Source organism: Rhizobium sp. 25PS6, assembly GCF_032464655.1.
GTDB classification, from domain to species: Bacteria; Pseudomonadota; Alphaproteobacteria; order Rhizobiales; family Rhizobiaceae; genus Rhizobium; species Rhizobium laguerreae.
This window is the reverse complement of sequence record NZ_JAWDIV010000032.1, coordinates 38,130-51,293: the sequence shown is the minus strand read 5'-3', so window position 1 is coordinate 51,293 and position 13,164 is coordinate 38,130. Positions and strand designations below refer to the sequence as shown.

The 13,164-nt window shown below is 61.3% G+C and carries 19 protein-coding genes and 1 pseudogene; 9 read left to right on the top strand and 11 right to left on the bottom strand.

Annotated features, from left to right (window positions below; genetic code table 11):
- Window positions 1-253 precede the first annotated feature (253 nt).
- The 4 genes from RWK44_RS32845 to RWK44_RS32825 all read left to right on the top strand — a co-directional run bounded on the left by RWK44_RS32845 (window position 254) and on the right by RWK44_RS32825 (window position 4,601).
- Window positions 254-949 carry a class I SAM-dependent methyltransferase gene (locus RWK44_RS32845; RefSeq protein ID WP_316030002.1) on the top strand — a complete coding sequence of 232 codons (696 nt, stop codon included), beginning with the start codon at window positions 254-256 and terminating at the stop codon, window positions 947-949.
- A 196-nt stretch (window positions 950-1,145) separates the two neighbouring features.
- Window positions 1,146-2,672 carry a winged helix-turn-helix domain-containing tetratricopeptide repeat protein gene (locus tag RWK44_RS32840; RefSeq protein ID WP_316030001.1) on the top strand — a complete coding sequence of 509 codons (1,527 nt, stop codon included), beginning with the start codon at window positions 1,146-1,148 and terminating at the stop codon, window positions 2,670-2,672.
- Window positions 2,673-3,620: 948 nt separating this feature from the next.
- On the top strand, window positions 3,621-4,124 hold the full coding sequence (locus RWK44_RS32830) for an AAA family ATPase (RefSeq protein WP_168283649.1): 504 nt from the start codon (window positions 3,621-3,623) through the stop codon (window positions 4,122-4,124).
- Between the two features lie 240 nt (window positions 4,125-4,364).
- Complete coding sequence (locus tag RWK44_RS32825; RefSeq protein ID WP_085997531.1) at window positions 4,365-4,601, top strand: hypothetical protein; 237 nt, start codon at window positions 4,365-4,367, stop codon at window positions 4,599-4,601.
- 75 nt (window positions 4,602-4,676) lie between these two features.
- Here RWK44_RS32825 and RWK44_RS32820 read toward each other — a convergent pair whose 3' ends face one another.
- The 9 genes and pseudogenes from RWK44_RS32820 to RWK44_RS32780 form a co-directional block, all read right to left on the bottom strand.
- Window positions 4,677-6,251, bottom strand: a complete 1,575-nt coding sequence (locus RWK44_RS32820) for a carboxylesterase/lipase family protein (protein WP_316029999.1) — start codon at window positions 6,249-6,251, stop codon at window positions 4,677-4,679.
- A gap of 428 nt (window positions 6,252-6,679) precedes the next feature.
- The gene (locus RWK44_RS32815) at window positions 6,680-7,273 is read right to left on the bottom strand and encodes a hypothetical protein (RefSeq protein ID WP_316029998.1); all 594 of its coding nucleotides are present in this window, start codon (window positions 7,271-7,273) and stop codon (window positions 6,680-6,682) included.
- A gap of 13 nt (window positions 7,274-7,286) precedes the next feature.
- On the bottom strand, window positions 7,287-7,484 hold the full coding sequence (locus tag RWK44_RS32810; protein WP_316029997.1) for a response regulator transcription factor: 198 nt from the start codon (window positions 7,482-7,484) through the stop codon (window positions 7,287-7,289).
- A complete protein-coding gene (locus tag RWK44_RS32805) occupies window positions 7,481-7,780 on the bottom strand; it encodes a GcrA family cell cycle regulator (protein ID WP_027668500.1) in 300 nt (99 codons plus the stop codon). Before RWK44_RS32805 ends, RWK44_RS32810 begins: the two co-directional genes overlap by 4 nt.
- Window positions 7,777-8,175 (bottom strand): hypothetical protein, encoded by a 399-nt coding sequence (locus RWK44_RS32800; RefSeq protein ID WP_316030009.1) that lies wholly within the window; start codon window positions 8,173-8,175, stop codon window positions 7,777-7,779. The genes RWK44_RS32805 and RWK44_RS32800 overlap by 4 nt, the downstream gene beginning before the upstream one ends.
- A complete protein-coding gene (locus RWK44_RS32795; protein ID WP_316029996.1) occupies window positions 8,141-8,506 on the bottom strand; it encodes a hypothetical protein in 366 nt (121 codons plus the stop codon). Before RWK44_RS32795 ends, RWK44_RS32800 begins: the two co-directional genes overlap by 35 nt.
- Before the next feature lie 33 nt (window positions 8,507-8,539).
- A pseudogene (locus RWK44_RS32790) lies at window positions 8,540-8,819 on the bottom strand (sigma-70 family RNA polymerase sigma factor).
- A 273-nt stretch (window positions 8,820-9,092) separates the two neighbouring features.
- Entirely contained in the window at window positions 9,093-9,305 is a 213-nt protein-coding gene (locus RWK44_RS32785; protein WP_316029995.1) for a hypothetical protein, read from the bottom strand.
- Window positions 9,302-9,493, bottom strand: coding sequence for a hypothetical protein (locus RWK44_RS32780; RefSeq protein ID WP_041936201.1), 192 nt, complete (start codon window positions 9,491-9,493; stop codon window positions 9,302-9,304). Before RWK44_RS32780 ends, RWK44_RS32785 begins: the two co-directional genes overlap by 4 nt.
- Before the next feature lie 142 nt (window positions 9,494-9,635).
- Between RWK44_RS32780 and RWK44_RS32775 the strand changes: the two genes are divergently transcribed.
- Complete coding sequence (locus RWK44_RS32775) at window positions 9,636-10,283, top strand: S24 family peptidase (protein WP_316029994.1); 648 nt, start codon at window positions 9,636-9,638, stop codon at window positions 10,281-10,283.
- Window positions 10,284-10,475: 192 nt separating this feature from the next.
- Here the strand turns inward: RWK44_RS32775 and RWK44_RS32770 are convergent, their stop codons facing one another.
- Window positions 10,476-10,688, bottom strand: coding sequence for a hypothetical protein (locus RWK44_RS32770; RefSeq protein ID WP_316029993.1), 213 nt, complete (start codon window positions 10,686-10,688; stop codon window positions 10,476-10,478).
- A 450-nt stretch (window positions 10,689-11,138) separates the two neighbouring features.
- On the opposite strand from RWK44_RS32770, the gene RWK44_RS32765 reads away from it, so the two are divergent.
- From RWK44_RS32765 to RWK44_RS32755, 3 genes are read left to right on the top strand one after another with little or no spacing between them, the layout of a single operon-like run.
- On the top strand, window positions 11,139-11,402 hold the full coding sequence (locus tag RWK44_RS32765; protein ID WP_168257994.1) for a hypothetical protein: 264 nt from the start codon (window positions 11,139-11,141) through the stop codon (window positions 11,400-11,402).
- Between the two features lie 11 nt (window positions 11,403-11,413).
- Window positions 11,414-11,650 (top strand): hypothetical protein, encoded by a 237-nt coding sequence (locus RWK44_RS32760; RefSeq protein WP_316029992.1) that lies wholly within the window; start codon window positions 11,414-11,416, stop codon window positions 11,648-11,650.
- The gene (locus tag RWK44_RS32755) at window positions 11,647-11,871 is read left to right on the top strand and encodes a hypothetical protein (protein WP_316029991.1); all 225 of its coding nucleotides are present in this window, start codon (window positions 11,647-11,649) and stop codon (window positions 11,869-11,871) included. The genes RWK44_RS32760 and RWK44_RS32755 overlap by 4 nt, the downstream gene beginning before the upstream one ends.
- A 26-nt stretch (window positions 11,872-11,897) precedes the next feature.
- Here RWK44_RS32755 and RWK44_RS32750 read toward each other — a convergent pair whose 3' ends face one another.
- A complete protein-coding gene (locus RWK44_RS32750) occupies window positions 11,898-12,137 on the bottom strand; it encodes a DUF982 domain-containing protein (RefSeq protein ID WP_077975709.1) in 240 nt (79 codons plus the stop codon).
- Between the two features lie 114 nt (window positions 12,138-12,251).
- Between RWK44_RS32750 and RWK44_RS32745 the strand changes: the two genes are divergently transcribed.
- The gene (locus tag RWK44_RS32745; protein WP_316029990.1) at window positions 12,252-12,818 is read left to right on the top strand and encodes a hypothetical protein; all 567 of its coding nucleotides are present in this window, start codon (window positions 12,252-12,254) and stop codon (window positions 12,816-12,818) included.
- Window positions 12,819-13,164 lie beyond the last annotated feature (346 nt).

Sequence of the window (13,164 nt, the reverse complement as noted above, 5' to 3'; positions counted from 1 at the left end):
CTGCCGCCACCTTCTCCCCGCTCGCGGGGCGAAGGGACATGCGGCGACCTCTCCGTACCCCCTCCACGTCTCGCATGGCACGTCCCCTCTCCCCGTCTTTTACGGGGAGAGGGTTAGGGTGAGGGGCAGTCCTCGGCGTGAATCGTATAGCACGCGAGTCCGGGCTTTCGCGGCTATGCTTGCTAGGCACTGTCGGTGGTATCAAGCTTCTGACACACAGGCGTCTTCAAACAGTCTTCGGAATGGGAAAATCTTGGCCGAGAATGATTATGATGCCTTCGCGGCGGCTTATGACGCCGATAACGAGGTCAATGCCTGGAATGCCTATTACGAGCGGCCGGCCATTCTTGCCCTGGTTGGCGATGTCGCGGGGCTTTCCGTGCTCGATGCGGGATGCGGAGGCGGGGCGCATGCGGCAGCGCTGCTCGAGCGCGGGGCTGTTGTGACCGGGATCGACGCCAGTGCCGGCATGCTTGAAATCGCGCATCGTCGCCTGGAAGGGCGCGCGCGCCTGCTAACGGCGGATCTCAACGAAGCATTGCCCTTTGTGGACAAAGCTTTCGATCTGATCCTTGCCTCGCTGGTCATGCATTATCTGCCCGACTGGTCGAGGCCCCTTTCGGAATTCAACCGGCTGCTGCCCGAAGGCGGACGCCTGGTCTTTTCCACCCACCATCCCTTCATGGATCACGCCTCGACCGGCCGCGACGATTATTTCGAGACCTACAGCTTCGATGAGACCTGGCAGCGCGGCGGCAAGGATATCGCCATGCGCTTCTGGCACCGGCCGCTGCATGCCATGTTCGACGCGCTGAAATCGGCCGGATTTCAGATCGACATCGTCAGCGAGCCCCAGCCCGATCCTCGCGCCCGGACGCTTTTTCCGCAGGCCTATCAGAGCCTGACGACCAAGCCGCGATTCCTGTTCTTTTCAGTGGTGAAAGCATGACGACGGGTAGACATCGTTTTTCGCCTCCTGCGCGGTCGTGCTTCATTGCGACCACACACCACGCCGCGTCCGAGTAACGAGCGAGTTCCGGTCGTTTGCCAAAATTGCGCCGGCCAGACCCCCGAAAGAATGAAGAGCCGTCGGCGAAGACCTGGTGTATGCTAGGCGACGGGATCCGTCACATGTGAGGATCGTCATGGTCGGTTCGCCAGCAACTGCCACCCTTATCCTCAACGACAAGGTTGTCGTCGACCTGGAAGGCGAGACGCTCCGTCTTGAGAACGGCGATGCAATCGCTCTCAGGCCGCAGGCCTTTGCGGTCCTTCGCCACCTCGTCCAGAACGCGAACAGGCTGGTCAGCAAGGCCGAGCTGCTTGAAGCCGTCTGGGGAGGCGTCACCGTTACCGACGACAGTCTCGTTCAATGCATCCACGAGATCCGGCGAGCGCTCGGCGACGAGCGGTATGCGATCTTGGCCACCGTCTCGCGGCGGGGCTACCGCCTGTCCCTGGAGCGTAGCGACGAGGGTGCGCTCGGCGGCCCTTCGATCGCCGTGCTGCCGTTCGCCACCATGCGCGGCGACGAGCCCAATGACTACTTCGCCGATGGCCTGGTCGAGGACATCATCACCAACCTCTCTAAGATCCCGGGTCTGTTCGTCATCGCACGCAATTCCTCCTTCGGCTTCAGGGGCGAGAAAGCCGATCTGCGCACAATTGCCGCCGAACTACGCGTTCGCTACCTGCTGCAGGGCAGCTTGCGGCAGTCCGGGGGGAGGCTGAGGATCAATGCCCAGCTTGTCGACGGCGCATCGGCCACTAATGTCTGGGCCGACAGGTTCGAGGGCGCGGCAACGGACGTGTTCGATCTCCAGGATCGGTTGACTGAGCAGATCGTGGGCTCGATCGAACCGAGTGTTCGCCGTGCGGAGATCGAGCGTGCGCACCGCAAGCGGCCCGAAAGTCTGGACGCGTACGATCTCTACCTTCGAGCGCTGCCGCACGCCCACGCGAACACGCCCGTCGAGACGGACAAGGCCCTGCAATTGCTGGCGCGCTCGATCGAGCTTCAGCCCGATTATGTCGCTGCGCATGGCTATGCCGCATGGTGTTACGAGCAGCGCTACCTGCGCAACGGGTTGGATCCCGCAGACAAGGCGACCGCACTCAGCCACGCCGACATTGCGTTAGGCATCAACAGCGACGACCCGCAGGCGATGAGCATCGGCGCGTTCGTCCGCGCCAACCTCACCCGGGACTACGACGCCGCCGTCGAGGTGCTCGACCGGGCTCTCGCATTGAACAACAATTCGGCCCTGGCCTTTGGCTTCAGCGCTTTGGTCAGTGCCCACAGCGAGCGACACCAACGGGCGGTGGAACATGCGCACAAGGCGCTGCGGCTGAGCCCGCTCGACGATCCGCTGAGCTACCATCCCTACTGCGCACTCGCCCTGACCCACCTCTTTGCCGGCGCCTTCGCCGACGCAGCCAGATACGCCGCTCTGGCGGTCCGGGCAAATCCCGGCTTCAGCATCCCGTACGCCTATCTGGCGGTCAGCCACGTCGGCCTTGGCAATGTCGAAGCCGCGCACTCTGCGGCACGACGACTGATCGAGGTGGCGCCGAATTTCTCGGTCGGCGGCTACGTGCGAACGAACCTGTTTCAGCCGTACTTGATGGACGCGCTGGCAGCGGCCTTGCGAACGGCAGGGCTTCCCGAATGAGGCCGGCCAGCGGCGACCAAACCGCGCGTCAGATGCGGCGCTGTCACAAGCCGCCGGTCCCCAGATCATACCCGTTGGACGAATAGACCAGTCGAGCCGCGATGCGAACAACATCTGCGTCGTGAAACGTCCATGACGCATCCTGCCTTGGTCGGCGTCGAGGAATTCGCGGGCGACCATATCAGCAAACGATTTTCTAATTCGAAACAGGGTCGGGCAAAGATGCCGATCGGGGAAATATCGTCATTTGATCGGAGTCCGTTCGTTACATGCGGCAGGACCTCGCTCACAATTGCCGGCAGATTTGCGACCTGCCGCCCCCGGAACACAAAAGATGAATCGCGCTTTGTATTTCTCAGCTATCCTGTCGACGCTGTCTTGCTGGAATGGCGCTACCGCCCACGACACCGAGTCGGGATGGATCTATCCACCCGCTTGCTGCCGAGGGGACAAAGAACGAGGCGATTGCCACGAAATTCCGAGTACCAGCGTGAGCACCGGTTCTGACGGTTTCAGAGTGCTGCTCAATCCGGGCGACCATCACCTCGTCACAAAGCAACACTTCTTCCGAATTCCGTATGGTGCCACCATTCCGTCCGGAGACAGTCATTTTCACATTTGCTTGCACCCAACCGAAGACCACGCGAACTGCTTCTTTGCCCCTCCTTACGGATTTTGATTTGCGAGGCATCGGAGGCGCCGCCTGCGGGCGGGATGCTGACAGTCAGCTTATTGTTGGAGGCACCACAAAGCAGCCGGTGGGTTAGACGACCTCACCGGTGCGCTCACCCATGCGCTCCGTCTTGACCCCCGAGCAGAGCGGTCCTACAAAACAGACCATGGCAACACACCTCTGATTGGCCGCGCCTTGCGGCCTTGAGCGAAGCGCAGTCCTGCACGACACCGCGGGGCGGCTTCCACTTGCCAATCCAAATCAGAGATTTTCCAATGCCCACGCTCTACCTCACTTGCGGTCTTCCCGGTTCGGGGAAGACGTCGCTCGCCAAGATCATCGAACATGAAACATCTGCCCTCCGTCTGACCGGCGACGACTGGATGCACAGGCTTTACCCCGGCATCTCTACGCCGGAAGCCGAAACTGGTCCCTGCCGAGGCAGAGTCGAGGGCCTGCAATGGCAGATCGCTCTGCGTGCCATCAGGCTTCAGTGTAACGTTGTCGTGGATTGGGGTGTGTGGTCACGGGCAGAACGCGACACCTGCCGGGAGGAAGCGCGCGCAGCTGGTGCCCGCGTCGTCCTCTGCTTCCTCGACGTTCCCTTTGATGCGCTTTGGGACCGGGTCTCCCGGCGAAACGCCGAGCTTCCAGTCGGCACGTTCGACATCTCGCGGGCGGACCTGCTTAGGTGGTCGAAGCTGTTCGAGCCGCCAACCGCCGAGGAGTTGGCGCTTTACGATCGGCTAACCCATCCAGCCATCACCGCCTTTAGATGAAACGCCACAGCGCTGGGGGTATTCTCAGTCTGCGTAGCAGGCGGGTCCGGGCCAGCTCGCTGGTGAGGACACCTCGCCTTCTTACCCGGGGCCGGAGCACGGGACGGTGGCGGAGCTGTTCCTGCCGTTGAGTGGTTCATCTTCGAAAGTGGACGAAATGTTCCAATCCATTGTCACCCATTGACGTGAACAAGTTTCACCCCAATACGGTCAGGCCAGCCAACCGACAACAGGAGTGTAATCGTGAGCGAACCGACCGTAGCAGATGCAACAAACCGCATTTATGAGTCGCTCCAGGCGGACAATGCCGACATCGACGTGCATATCGCGGCCCTGAAGGCAGCGTTGACGCGGGCGGGTGTGAAAGAGGCCGTATTCGACCCGGCCAGGCTCGTGCAGAATAACCGTTCTGGCAGGAAGCGGATGGAGGCCTACTTTCGCCAGCGGGGTGTCATGGTGAAATTCTCAGCCTCGTGAAGCCTTCCAGACGGCTTCGCACCCCCCGCTGAATGGCGCGACAACGGTGCCAGAATTCGGGCGGCGCCGACCCCGTCACTCCTTTTCCTCCCAATAGCTTTGCCAGAGGTCGAGCCTCTGCTTCAGCGGATCTGCTCCGAACGTCACGCCGTGATTGGTGAAGTCGATGACCCTGTGGACGAAGGGGTCGTGGTGAGGCCATTTTAGCCGTGAGCCGCCATTGGGGTCACCGCTCGTTGCAAATTGGACCCAGTAAGCACTCGCCAATGTGGCCATGGCCCAGTCGGCAGGTGTCACCTTGTCTTTAACCAGTGCGTCTGGAACGTTGAGCGTATACGGAATTTCGAAGCCGTGCAGAGTGCCTTTCCATGCCGGATCGTTGCGGAGGGCCTCGGCGACATAGGAGAAGCGATACCACCACGTCGGCTGACCAGCGCGGATCATCTCGTCAGCGAGGTGGCGGGATGGTTCGACAAGCGTTTTGTCGGCCAGAACCTGCTGCTTCAATTCATCGAGCGTCTGTTGGCCGGTCGGATCGTAGAGGGTGCGGGCTTCAGCTGCATGGTTCCCGAACAGCGCGAAGAGATCGTCTTTCGTCGCGGCCTCACCAAGACCGAGATCTCGATTATTTGCCCCGACGATGACGGGAACCGGCGCCTGCCGGCCTGCCGCAAAGGCCGCTTCCGGCGTTTCGAGCAAAAACTTTCCGTCAATAATCGGGCCTGAGACGCCGATGACGGGCTTGCCGGTCGACATTCCCGCCAGCACGTCGTGTGCCGATGCACCTTCGGTCAGCTTTTCCGCAGGCAGCGCCCGAAGGGCGGTGAGAGCGTCGGCATCGCTGCCATTGATTCCCAGAGAAGCCGCATAGTCCAACGCGGTTTTCTCTGCCGCTGTCAAAGGTGATAAAGGCGTACTCTCAGCACGCGCGGTAGGCAGACCCGGTGACTGTAGAATGGCGCCGCGGAAAAGCCCCCGTGACAATGGCGATATCATGTGCGCCATCACCGAGCCGCCCCCGGCCGACTCTCCGAATATCGTCACTTTTTTCGGATCGCCGCCGAAGGCTTCGATATTTTGCTGGATCCATTTCAAGGCTGCGAGCTGGTCCATGTAACCATAATTGCCGACGGGCTCGTCAGGGGATTCCTTCATCAGCGCCGGATGGGCAAAGTACCCCAATCGGCCTACACGGTAGTTCATGCTGACGAATACAACTCTCCGGGCGGCGAGCTGGTCACCTGGATATTGAAGGGTGTTTCCCTCGGCAAGAGCGCCGCCATAAATCCAAACCATCACCGGCAAGGGTGTCCGGGAACGTTTGGCGGGTGTCCAGACATTGAGGGTCAAACAATCTTCTGACTTCGGCAGATCACCGGCCTGCATGCAGGACGGACCGAAATTGCGGGCATCCTTGATACCGCTCCATGCCTCCATTGGCCTCGGATTGCGCCATCTCAGATCACCCACCGGCGGTGCCGCATAGGGTATGCCTTTGAAGCTGACGACCGTGCCGGATCTCTCACCTTTCAGCATGCCGCTGTCGATGGTAACGGTGTCGTCTGCCGCACCCAATTGTGGCGCGACTGTCAGCTGACACGCTGCGACGGCCAAAAAGAGCAGGAACGTGCGACGGCCGTCCACAAACACTGCACTCTCCAGCGCCAAGTTGAGACAGTTTGAGAGCAAAATACTCCGATAGGGCGGCAACGAAAAGGGTCCGTCCGACGTTGATCAAGTGCCCCGGCGGGCGGCCAGCCCCGTCCTTCGAGGCCCCTGCGGGGCACCTCAGGATGAGGCTGGAGAGAGGTTGCAGCCTGGCTCAACGGGAAGCGCAGCGGCAAGACGCGCCGGTAAACCGAGGCAAACACCACGATCAGCCCTCATCCTGAGGTGCGCAGGCCAAAGGTCGGAGCCTCGAAGGACGAGGGCGGGTGGCGGGACTCCAATTGCAGCATTGGCATATCGAGGCAGGCGGGCGGGCAGCCCCGTCCTTCGAGGCCCCTGCGGGGCACCTCAGGATGAGGCTGGAGAGAGATCGCAGCCCTGGACACCCGACGGAGGCTTCCGCCACCCCATCACCCACCCCTCGCCCCCCGCAACGCTGTCAACCCCCGCCGCAGCCACAGCAACTGCTGCGGCGGCATCTGGCGCAGGTGGTCGTAATCCATCACCGTGACGTTATAGACCATGCTGCGCACCTGCGGCCCGTCGGGGCAGCGCAGCAGGATGCCCTGCAGCGCCATCATGCGGTTGCTGGCCTTGCGGGCGCGGTCGGCGAAGGTTTCGGTCTGCTCGCCTTCATGGCCTTTGACGGTAAAAAGCGATTGGGCCCTCGGGCTCGGGGCCGGGATGCCTGTGGTCTTGTGGTAGCGGGCGATCGTCTCGGCATAGTCGTCGCCGGCCTGGCGCTGCTCGGCGGTGATCAGGCCGTCGAGGAACATGCGGCCGAGGGTGTAGCCGGCAAAGGGGCTCCTGACCGTCTCGTCATCAACCGTGCGGCCGAAGCCGTGGATGCGGCGGCGGGCGGATATCGCCACGCTGATATTCTCCTTCTCGGTTTCGAAGGGCTTGATCTTGCCGCAGGGAAAACGCTCGACATTTTCCTTGCGCGGCCGGCCGGCGCCCTTGTTGACCCGTTGCGTCTTCATCTTGGTGGCTTTGCCGCCCATGCTGATCGTCCTTCTATCGAATGATGCCGTTTCTGATTGCCGCGGCGACCAGCGCCGTTTCCTTGAAGACGCCGAGCTTCATCTTGGCGTTGGCGATGTGCGTATTCACGGTGATCGGCGAGATGCCGAGAATGGTGCCGATCTCGGCGGCCGTCTTGCCCGCCGCCATCCAGCGGATCACTTCGGTTTCGCGTGGGGTGACCGGGCTCATGGCTCCGCGGGCCCATCGATGCTCGGCACGCGCGGCATCGTCACATGCGCGCCCGACAGGGTCACCCGCGTCACGCGGTCGGGGTGGCGGATCGGCTGGACAGGCGGGCCTGCCTTCGGATGCGGATGCCAGGTGTCCTGCCTCGAGGGGAACCTGTCGCGGTTGCGGTGCGCCATGTTGATGACGGTGTTCTTCTTCGAGCCGAACAGGTTGGCGATCTCTCTGGCCGACAGCCCTTCCTTCCAGAGCTTTTCCGCCTTGACGATCTTGTCTTCCGTCCAAAAGGTGATGGTCACTTGGTGGCCTCCTGTGCATCGCGCGCGGCGCGGGCAATGATCGGGTTGTCGGGAAACATGCGGGCGAGCTCCCGCTTGGCGCTGCGGCTGCCATTGGCCGCATCGCGCAGCAGCTGCATCTTGTAGGCCGGCACTTTCGGCCGCGGCACCTCGGGCTCGGCTTCCAGGCGCGGCCGGCGCTCGGCCTCGATCGCCGCCTGCTGCTGGCGGCACTCTTCGGCAAAGCTCGCCGAGCTCGGGGCAAAGGCGCGGTTATGGTCCCTGACCTGGCCGGAGATGAAGCGTTTGGCGGCCCGCCAGACCGCCTCTGCCGGCAGGCCCTCGACGGCGACGAGATAGGCGCGGATCTGCATGTCGGGATCAGTGCCTGCGGATGCCGGGAAGCCAGAAAGCATCCCCGAAATGATCTTCACCAGAGGGGAAATCTCGTGCGGCATCCACTGCTGTCCTTCTCGTGCTGCTGTTGATCGACCCGGCTTCCCTCGCTTTCTCCTTGATATACCAGTCGCATTTGATCGCCTGCCAGCCGCGGAAGATCTGCATCTCGGCGGCGCCGACCGGATCGCCGGTCATCAGATATTCCCTGGCCTGCATCCGCGCGGCATAGACCGTCAGCGGCTTCTTCAGCGTGCGCTTGCGATGCTCGATGATCGCTGCCGCCAGTTCCTCGCCCAGCACCGGGCGGAGGATTTCCATGATCTCCTCACTCACCGTGTCCTTAGCCATGCGATGTGCCTTTCCCGGTTGAGATGGCCGACCTCAAACCCGCAGCCTCCGTCGCCCGCCGGGCAAAATTGACCGCGGCGCCGGGCCTCGCGGGACGGCGGGCAAACCGCCTGATCTCTGAGCCGGCATGGTCCTGTTGGGCGCTGTCGCCTTTCTCCGCGCTTCGCAGCCGGTGGATCTCGCTTTCCACCGAGGGCACCGACCTTCCGAGCAGCGCTGATATTTCGATGTAGTCCCGGCCGGTGCGGAAGAGTTCGAGCGCGTTCATCTGCGTGCTTTGCTGCGCTGGCGCCGCCTCGGCCTGGATGCTCATCGCTTGGTCCTTCTTTCCGATTTCGAACGCGGCTCGCCGTTCCCGCCGGAGCGGGTGGCTCGTCCCGTGCTTGATTCAATTCATCGATGACGACCGGAGCGGGCTCTTGCGCGAGCAAAGGCTCCGGTCGTCTGCCAGGCCGCCGCCTGGGTCGGACACGACATCGTCGCGCCGATGGGCACGGCATCGCCGCGCCCAATGGGCACGACACAGTCGCGCCCGAGGATGCTGGCGTCGCCGAGGGAGGGCAACGACGCCAGCGGCCGATAGCCGTCAGGGAGGGGCTGGGCTATCGGGGTCGGGGGTCGGCAGAGCGCCGGGGAATATCTCCCGCATCTCTTCCGGGCGCGTCGGCCGATCGCAATTCTCGCAGTGTCGCTCGATTACCTCGGCGATCGACAGCGCCTTTGCACAGATCGGGCAGCCGGTGTAGCGGGCTCGGCGGCGCTGGAACTCGCGGGCGGGTGTTGCGGTGGCGATGGTCATAGCGACTCCACCTCCCGGTTGGCGTTCAGCACCTGCTGCAGGGCCTTGGCGAGGAAGGGGATATCCTCGTTGCGAACGGGGATCACGGACATGCGCCCTCCCCTTGGCCCTTGCGGCCGGTGAATGACGACGCCGGTCGGCATGACGTCCATGGCGAGCCGCTCTTCGCTTGAGATGGTGAACCTCATGGCGCCGTCTCCCCAGCCAGAAAAGCTATGTGGTTGTTGATGATGTCGGTGTTTGTCATGGCGATTAGGGTACAATTAATACCCGTAATGTCAAGCACATTAGGGCATGACATATACCTTAATTTAGGGTATTTTTTATATCATGTTGAAAGATCAGGAACAATTTGAGCGCGAAGAACGCGCAAAGCGGCTGGTCATGGCCCGAAAGAATGCCGGCTTTGCCGGGCCGAAGGCGATCGTCGATCGGTTCGGCTGGAATGCCAATGTCTACAAGGCGCATGAATCCGGCCGCAACGGCTTCGGCATTGCCGATGCGAAGAAGTATGCCCAAGCTTTCAAGGTCAATCTCAACTGGCTGCAGTTCGGCGCCGGCAACGCGCTCGATCCGGATGAGCTGCCGGCCTCCGTCGCCGATGTCCCCAAAATCTCCTGGGTCAGCGCCGGCCAGCTGAGCGAGCAGGCGCCGATCACCGATTTTTCGGAATTCCCGACGGTCGCCGCCCTCGACCTGCCCGATGGCGAATGGATCGCGCTCGAGGTCGAAGGCAATTCGATGAACAAGATCTCGCCGCCGGGCTCGATCATTTTCGTCAATCTGCGCGACAAGCGCCTGGCGCCGAACGCGCTCTATGTCGTCGCCGACGAGACGGGGGCCGCAACCTACAAGCGCTATCGCCCGAACGACGATCCGCCCTTCCAGCCCGCTTCCTACGAGGACGTGTCGCCGCCGGAATTCCAGGGCGCCGTCACCATCGTCGGCCGCGTCCGCCGATCGATCATCGAGATGTAGGGGCTCGGACTTAATGCCGGGAATCAATCATATTTCAATAGGGAAAACAGGATGATACGCCCTTCCTCACGCGCCGGCCGAATCTGGTTCTATATCGTCACGATCGCGGTGTTGCTCCTGGCCTACAGCGCCGCGCGAGAGATGTACGGCCTGTAGGATTTCGCTCCGAAGCTCGCCGGTCCCTAGCCGGGATCACGAGAGATATCGGGACGATTCATCCTCTGAAACCGCAAATTGCGGAAGCTCCGGATGCCGTTCGCGCACCACCCTCGTCACCGCCACGAGGATGGAACGGATGGCTGCGGGGAACATGTCCTTTGGCAGCGTCCTTCCATAGATCATAGAATTCGGTGATCCCAGGCTCGCCTCGATCACTTCGTCGGTGATTTCGATTTCGTTGCGCATGGCCGGCCTGTTTTTCTCTTAGCTTCATACTCCAACTTCGGTTCTCACTCCTCTCTCTTCAGCTTAGGAGGAGAAGGTTCCTGAAGGCTGGTGAGGGAGGGTTCCGGCCAAAGCTTCCCCCTACCCCATGAGCAAAGCCCATGAAGCCGGGAGAGCATTGGCCAAGTCCTGAAGGCCGGAGCCGGGATGGGACACGTGCCAGAGGGGCCATTCGCTTCGCCCTCGTCCTGATTTTCTGACAGCGCACTTAAGGACTTTCGCTTCCCGCGCCGCTGGGCTTCGTCAGCTCGGGAGTTGCACCCGGTCGCCCAATCACTTGCCCCAGACATAGATCTATGATTCGTACCTCGTCAATCCAAGAGGTATTTTTTATACCTTTTCCCGTTGACGTAATAAGGTATGATATATACCTTCACCTGAAGCCACTCAAACGGACGAGAGGACAGGGCGATGCAGCACATTCGCAAGATCGAGACCGAGGAAAGCAGGCGGGATGCCCGCTGGAATGGCGCGCAGACGATCGGCGACTGCCGTGCCTATATGGCGATCGAGGCCCAGCGCATGGGCGCGCTTGGCTTCGCGTTCCTCCGCCGTCCCGAACATTTAATCCGCGGCCCGTCCTGGCTGCGCGGGGCGGCAGCCTCCGTCGAGGAGCATTACCGCTATGCCCGCGAGATCATGGGCATCGCCAACAATGATCAATTCTACGCCTGAGGGGAACGGAGATGCCTGCCGCCAACCTTACACCTGGTTCAACCGAGAGCCCTTCCCTTCCTGCCGCCCGACGGGCCGGGACAGCCGAAAACACCCGCGCCAAGGCCCGCTTCACGGCCGGGGCACCCGATCTCCTGAAGGCGCTGGTGGAGGCCGAACGCTTTTTCGATGGCAGTGCCGATCACGGCTGCCCGCTTCACCAGAAGATCCTCGCCGCCATCGACACGGTGAAAGGCGGTGCGGCATGAGCGATTGTCTGATCAAGGCCTTTTCCGGCTGCGCCTGCCCGCCCGGCGAATGCGCAGAAAAGCCTGCCACCCCGGCGCGGGTCACCTTCGTCTCGTGGCGGCTCCAGGCAATCACCTGCCTCACCTTCGGCTTCCTCGCGGCCATCGTCTCAGCCGCCTGGATGGAGACGCAGTTCAAAAGCCAGGATCTGCGAAACCAGGAGCACGTGTCATGGAAGTGAGCCAAGACTTTGCCAGACGCCACGGATCAGGAGCTGAACTTGATGTCGCTGGCCTTGGCCGCCGTGATGAATGCCCGCCGCACCTGTTCCGGCTCGGCCGCATCATTGAACACATCAAGCACAAGCCGTTCGGCCACCTTGGCCGCCGGCGTCTGCTCGGGCCAATCATTCAGCAAGGTATTGCCCGCCTGCACGACATTGTAGACTGTCCTCACCTTGCCATTGATGGTGATTTTCACCGGCTTGAAGCTTCGTCGCCTGCTCATGATGCAGCCCCCTCACGCTGGACACGCGACTCAACGAATCACTTCGGGACTCGTTCCGGTTGAGGAGCCTGTCGTGCGTGTTATTGTTGATCAGAGAATCAAAGAAATTTGCCGGTGGCTGAAAACATGCCAGAGCCAGAAAAACGGGGCGACAAGTTTACCTGGACATATGTCCTCTGGTTGCTGCCGTGGCTGGCGCCAATTTGGCTATACTGGCTTCTTCCGACGTGGGATTGGTGGACGATCAGCCTTATCATATGGGTCCTGACCCTGATTGATGATATCGCTTACGGCATAACGGCTCCGGGCGTGAGTGCGCCCGTCAACACTTCAAACCTCGACAGCCAAGCCCCTCGAATCCTTGTCGTAGAGAAGGACGGATGCTCAGGATGGTTTCGCGTTCACTGCGTCCAGCTTTGGCGGAAATCCTGTTGCCGCGATTGCCGCGAATCCTACCGTCCTAAGGATTTACTTCGAACCATTGCGGCAGCAGCCGATCTACGTCCGCAAGGGCATCGATCTGTCGCCGGAGATATCATGACCTCAGCCGTCAACGCCATAAAACAACTCAACAGCCAGCAGGCTCGCAAGGAAATGGTATCGCGTCCGGGCGTCGGCGATCAGCAGAGAACGCCACGATCAAGAACAGGAGCTGGTAATTGGCGGCGGCAGCGACGTTAGCTACGCTGTGATCAGACGGCTGTGGATTAGGAGCCGCCCGGTGCGTGATTCGGTATATCGTCAAGTCGATTCCCGTCGAGCGAAGCGACAAACCTTGCTGCTCAGGTCGAATTATCGCTCGCGTTCCCCTTAAGTTCCGGCACTTTCCCCCTGTCTACCTGTGGATAAGTGTGTCATAAGTATCTGAAATCGCTTCATTATTTTTTTTCGTCTGTGAATAGCGGGTAATGCGTATTTTTCATCCTTGCGAAAGAGCGCTGAAGCCCAGTATCTTGCTGGTGCCGATCCACGGCAAACGAAGGAGAAAACCATGCTAGACATGGTCCTGAGGATGTGGATGGCAGCT

Coding starts and splice junctions, on each gene's coding strand:
- RWK44_RS32810 (WP_316029997.1), bottom strand. CDS start 7,484: ATGAGCCCGGTCACCCCACGCGAAACCGAAGTGATCCGCTGGATGGCG.
- RWK44_RS32830 (WP_168283649.1), top strand. CDS start 3,621: ATGCCCACGCTCTACCTCACTTGCGGTCTTCCCGGTTCGGGGAAGACG.
- RWK44_RS32775 (WP_316029994.1), top strand. CDS start 9,636: ATGTTGAAAGATCAGGAACAATTTGAGCGCGAAGAACGCGCAAAGCGG.
- RWK44_RS32755 (WP_316029991.1), top strand. CDS start 11,647: ATGAGCGATTGTCTGATCAAGGCCTTTTCCGGCTGCGCCTGCCCGCCC.
- RWK44_RS32750 (WP_077975709.1), bottom strand. CDS start 12,137: ATGAGCAGGCGACGAAGCTTCAAGCCGGTGAAAATCACCATCAATGGC.
- RWK44_RS32795 (WP_316029996.1), bottom strand. CDS start 8,506: ATGGCTAAGGACACGGTGAGTGAGGAGATCATGGAAATCCTCCGCCCG.
- RWK44_RS32770 (WP_316029993.1), bottom strand. CDS start 10,688: ATGCGCAACGAAATCGAAATCACCGACGAAGTGATCGAGGCGAGCCTG.
- RWK44_RS32765 (WP_168257994.1), top strand. CDS start 11,139: ATGCAGCACATTCGCAAGATCGAGACCGAGGAAAGCAGGCGGGATGCC.
- RWK44_RS32840 (WP_316030001.1), top strand. CDS start 1,146: ATGGTCGGTTCGCCAGCAACTGCCACCCTTATCCTCAACGACAAGGTT.
- RWK44_RS32785 (WP_316029995.1), bottom strand. CDS start 9,305: ATGACCATCGCCACCGCAACACCCGCCCGCGAGTTCCAGCGCCGCCGA.
- RWK44_RS32760 (WP_316029992.1), top strand. CDS start 11,414: ATGCCTGCCGCCAACCTTACACCTGGTTCAACCGAGAGCCCTTCCCTT.
- RWK44_RS32800 (WP_316030009.1), bottom strand. CDS start 8,175: ATGCTTTCTGGCTTCCCGGCATCCGCAGGCACTGATCCCGACATGCAG.
- RWK44_RS32780 (WP_041936201.1), bottom strand. CDS start 9,493: ATGAGGTTCACCATCTCAAGCGAAGAGCGGCTCGCCATGGACGTCATG.
- RWK44_RS32815 (WP_316029998.1), bottom strand. CDS start 7,273: ATGGGCGGCAAAGCCACCAAGATGAAGACGCAACGGGTCAACAAGGGC.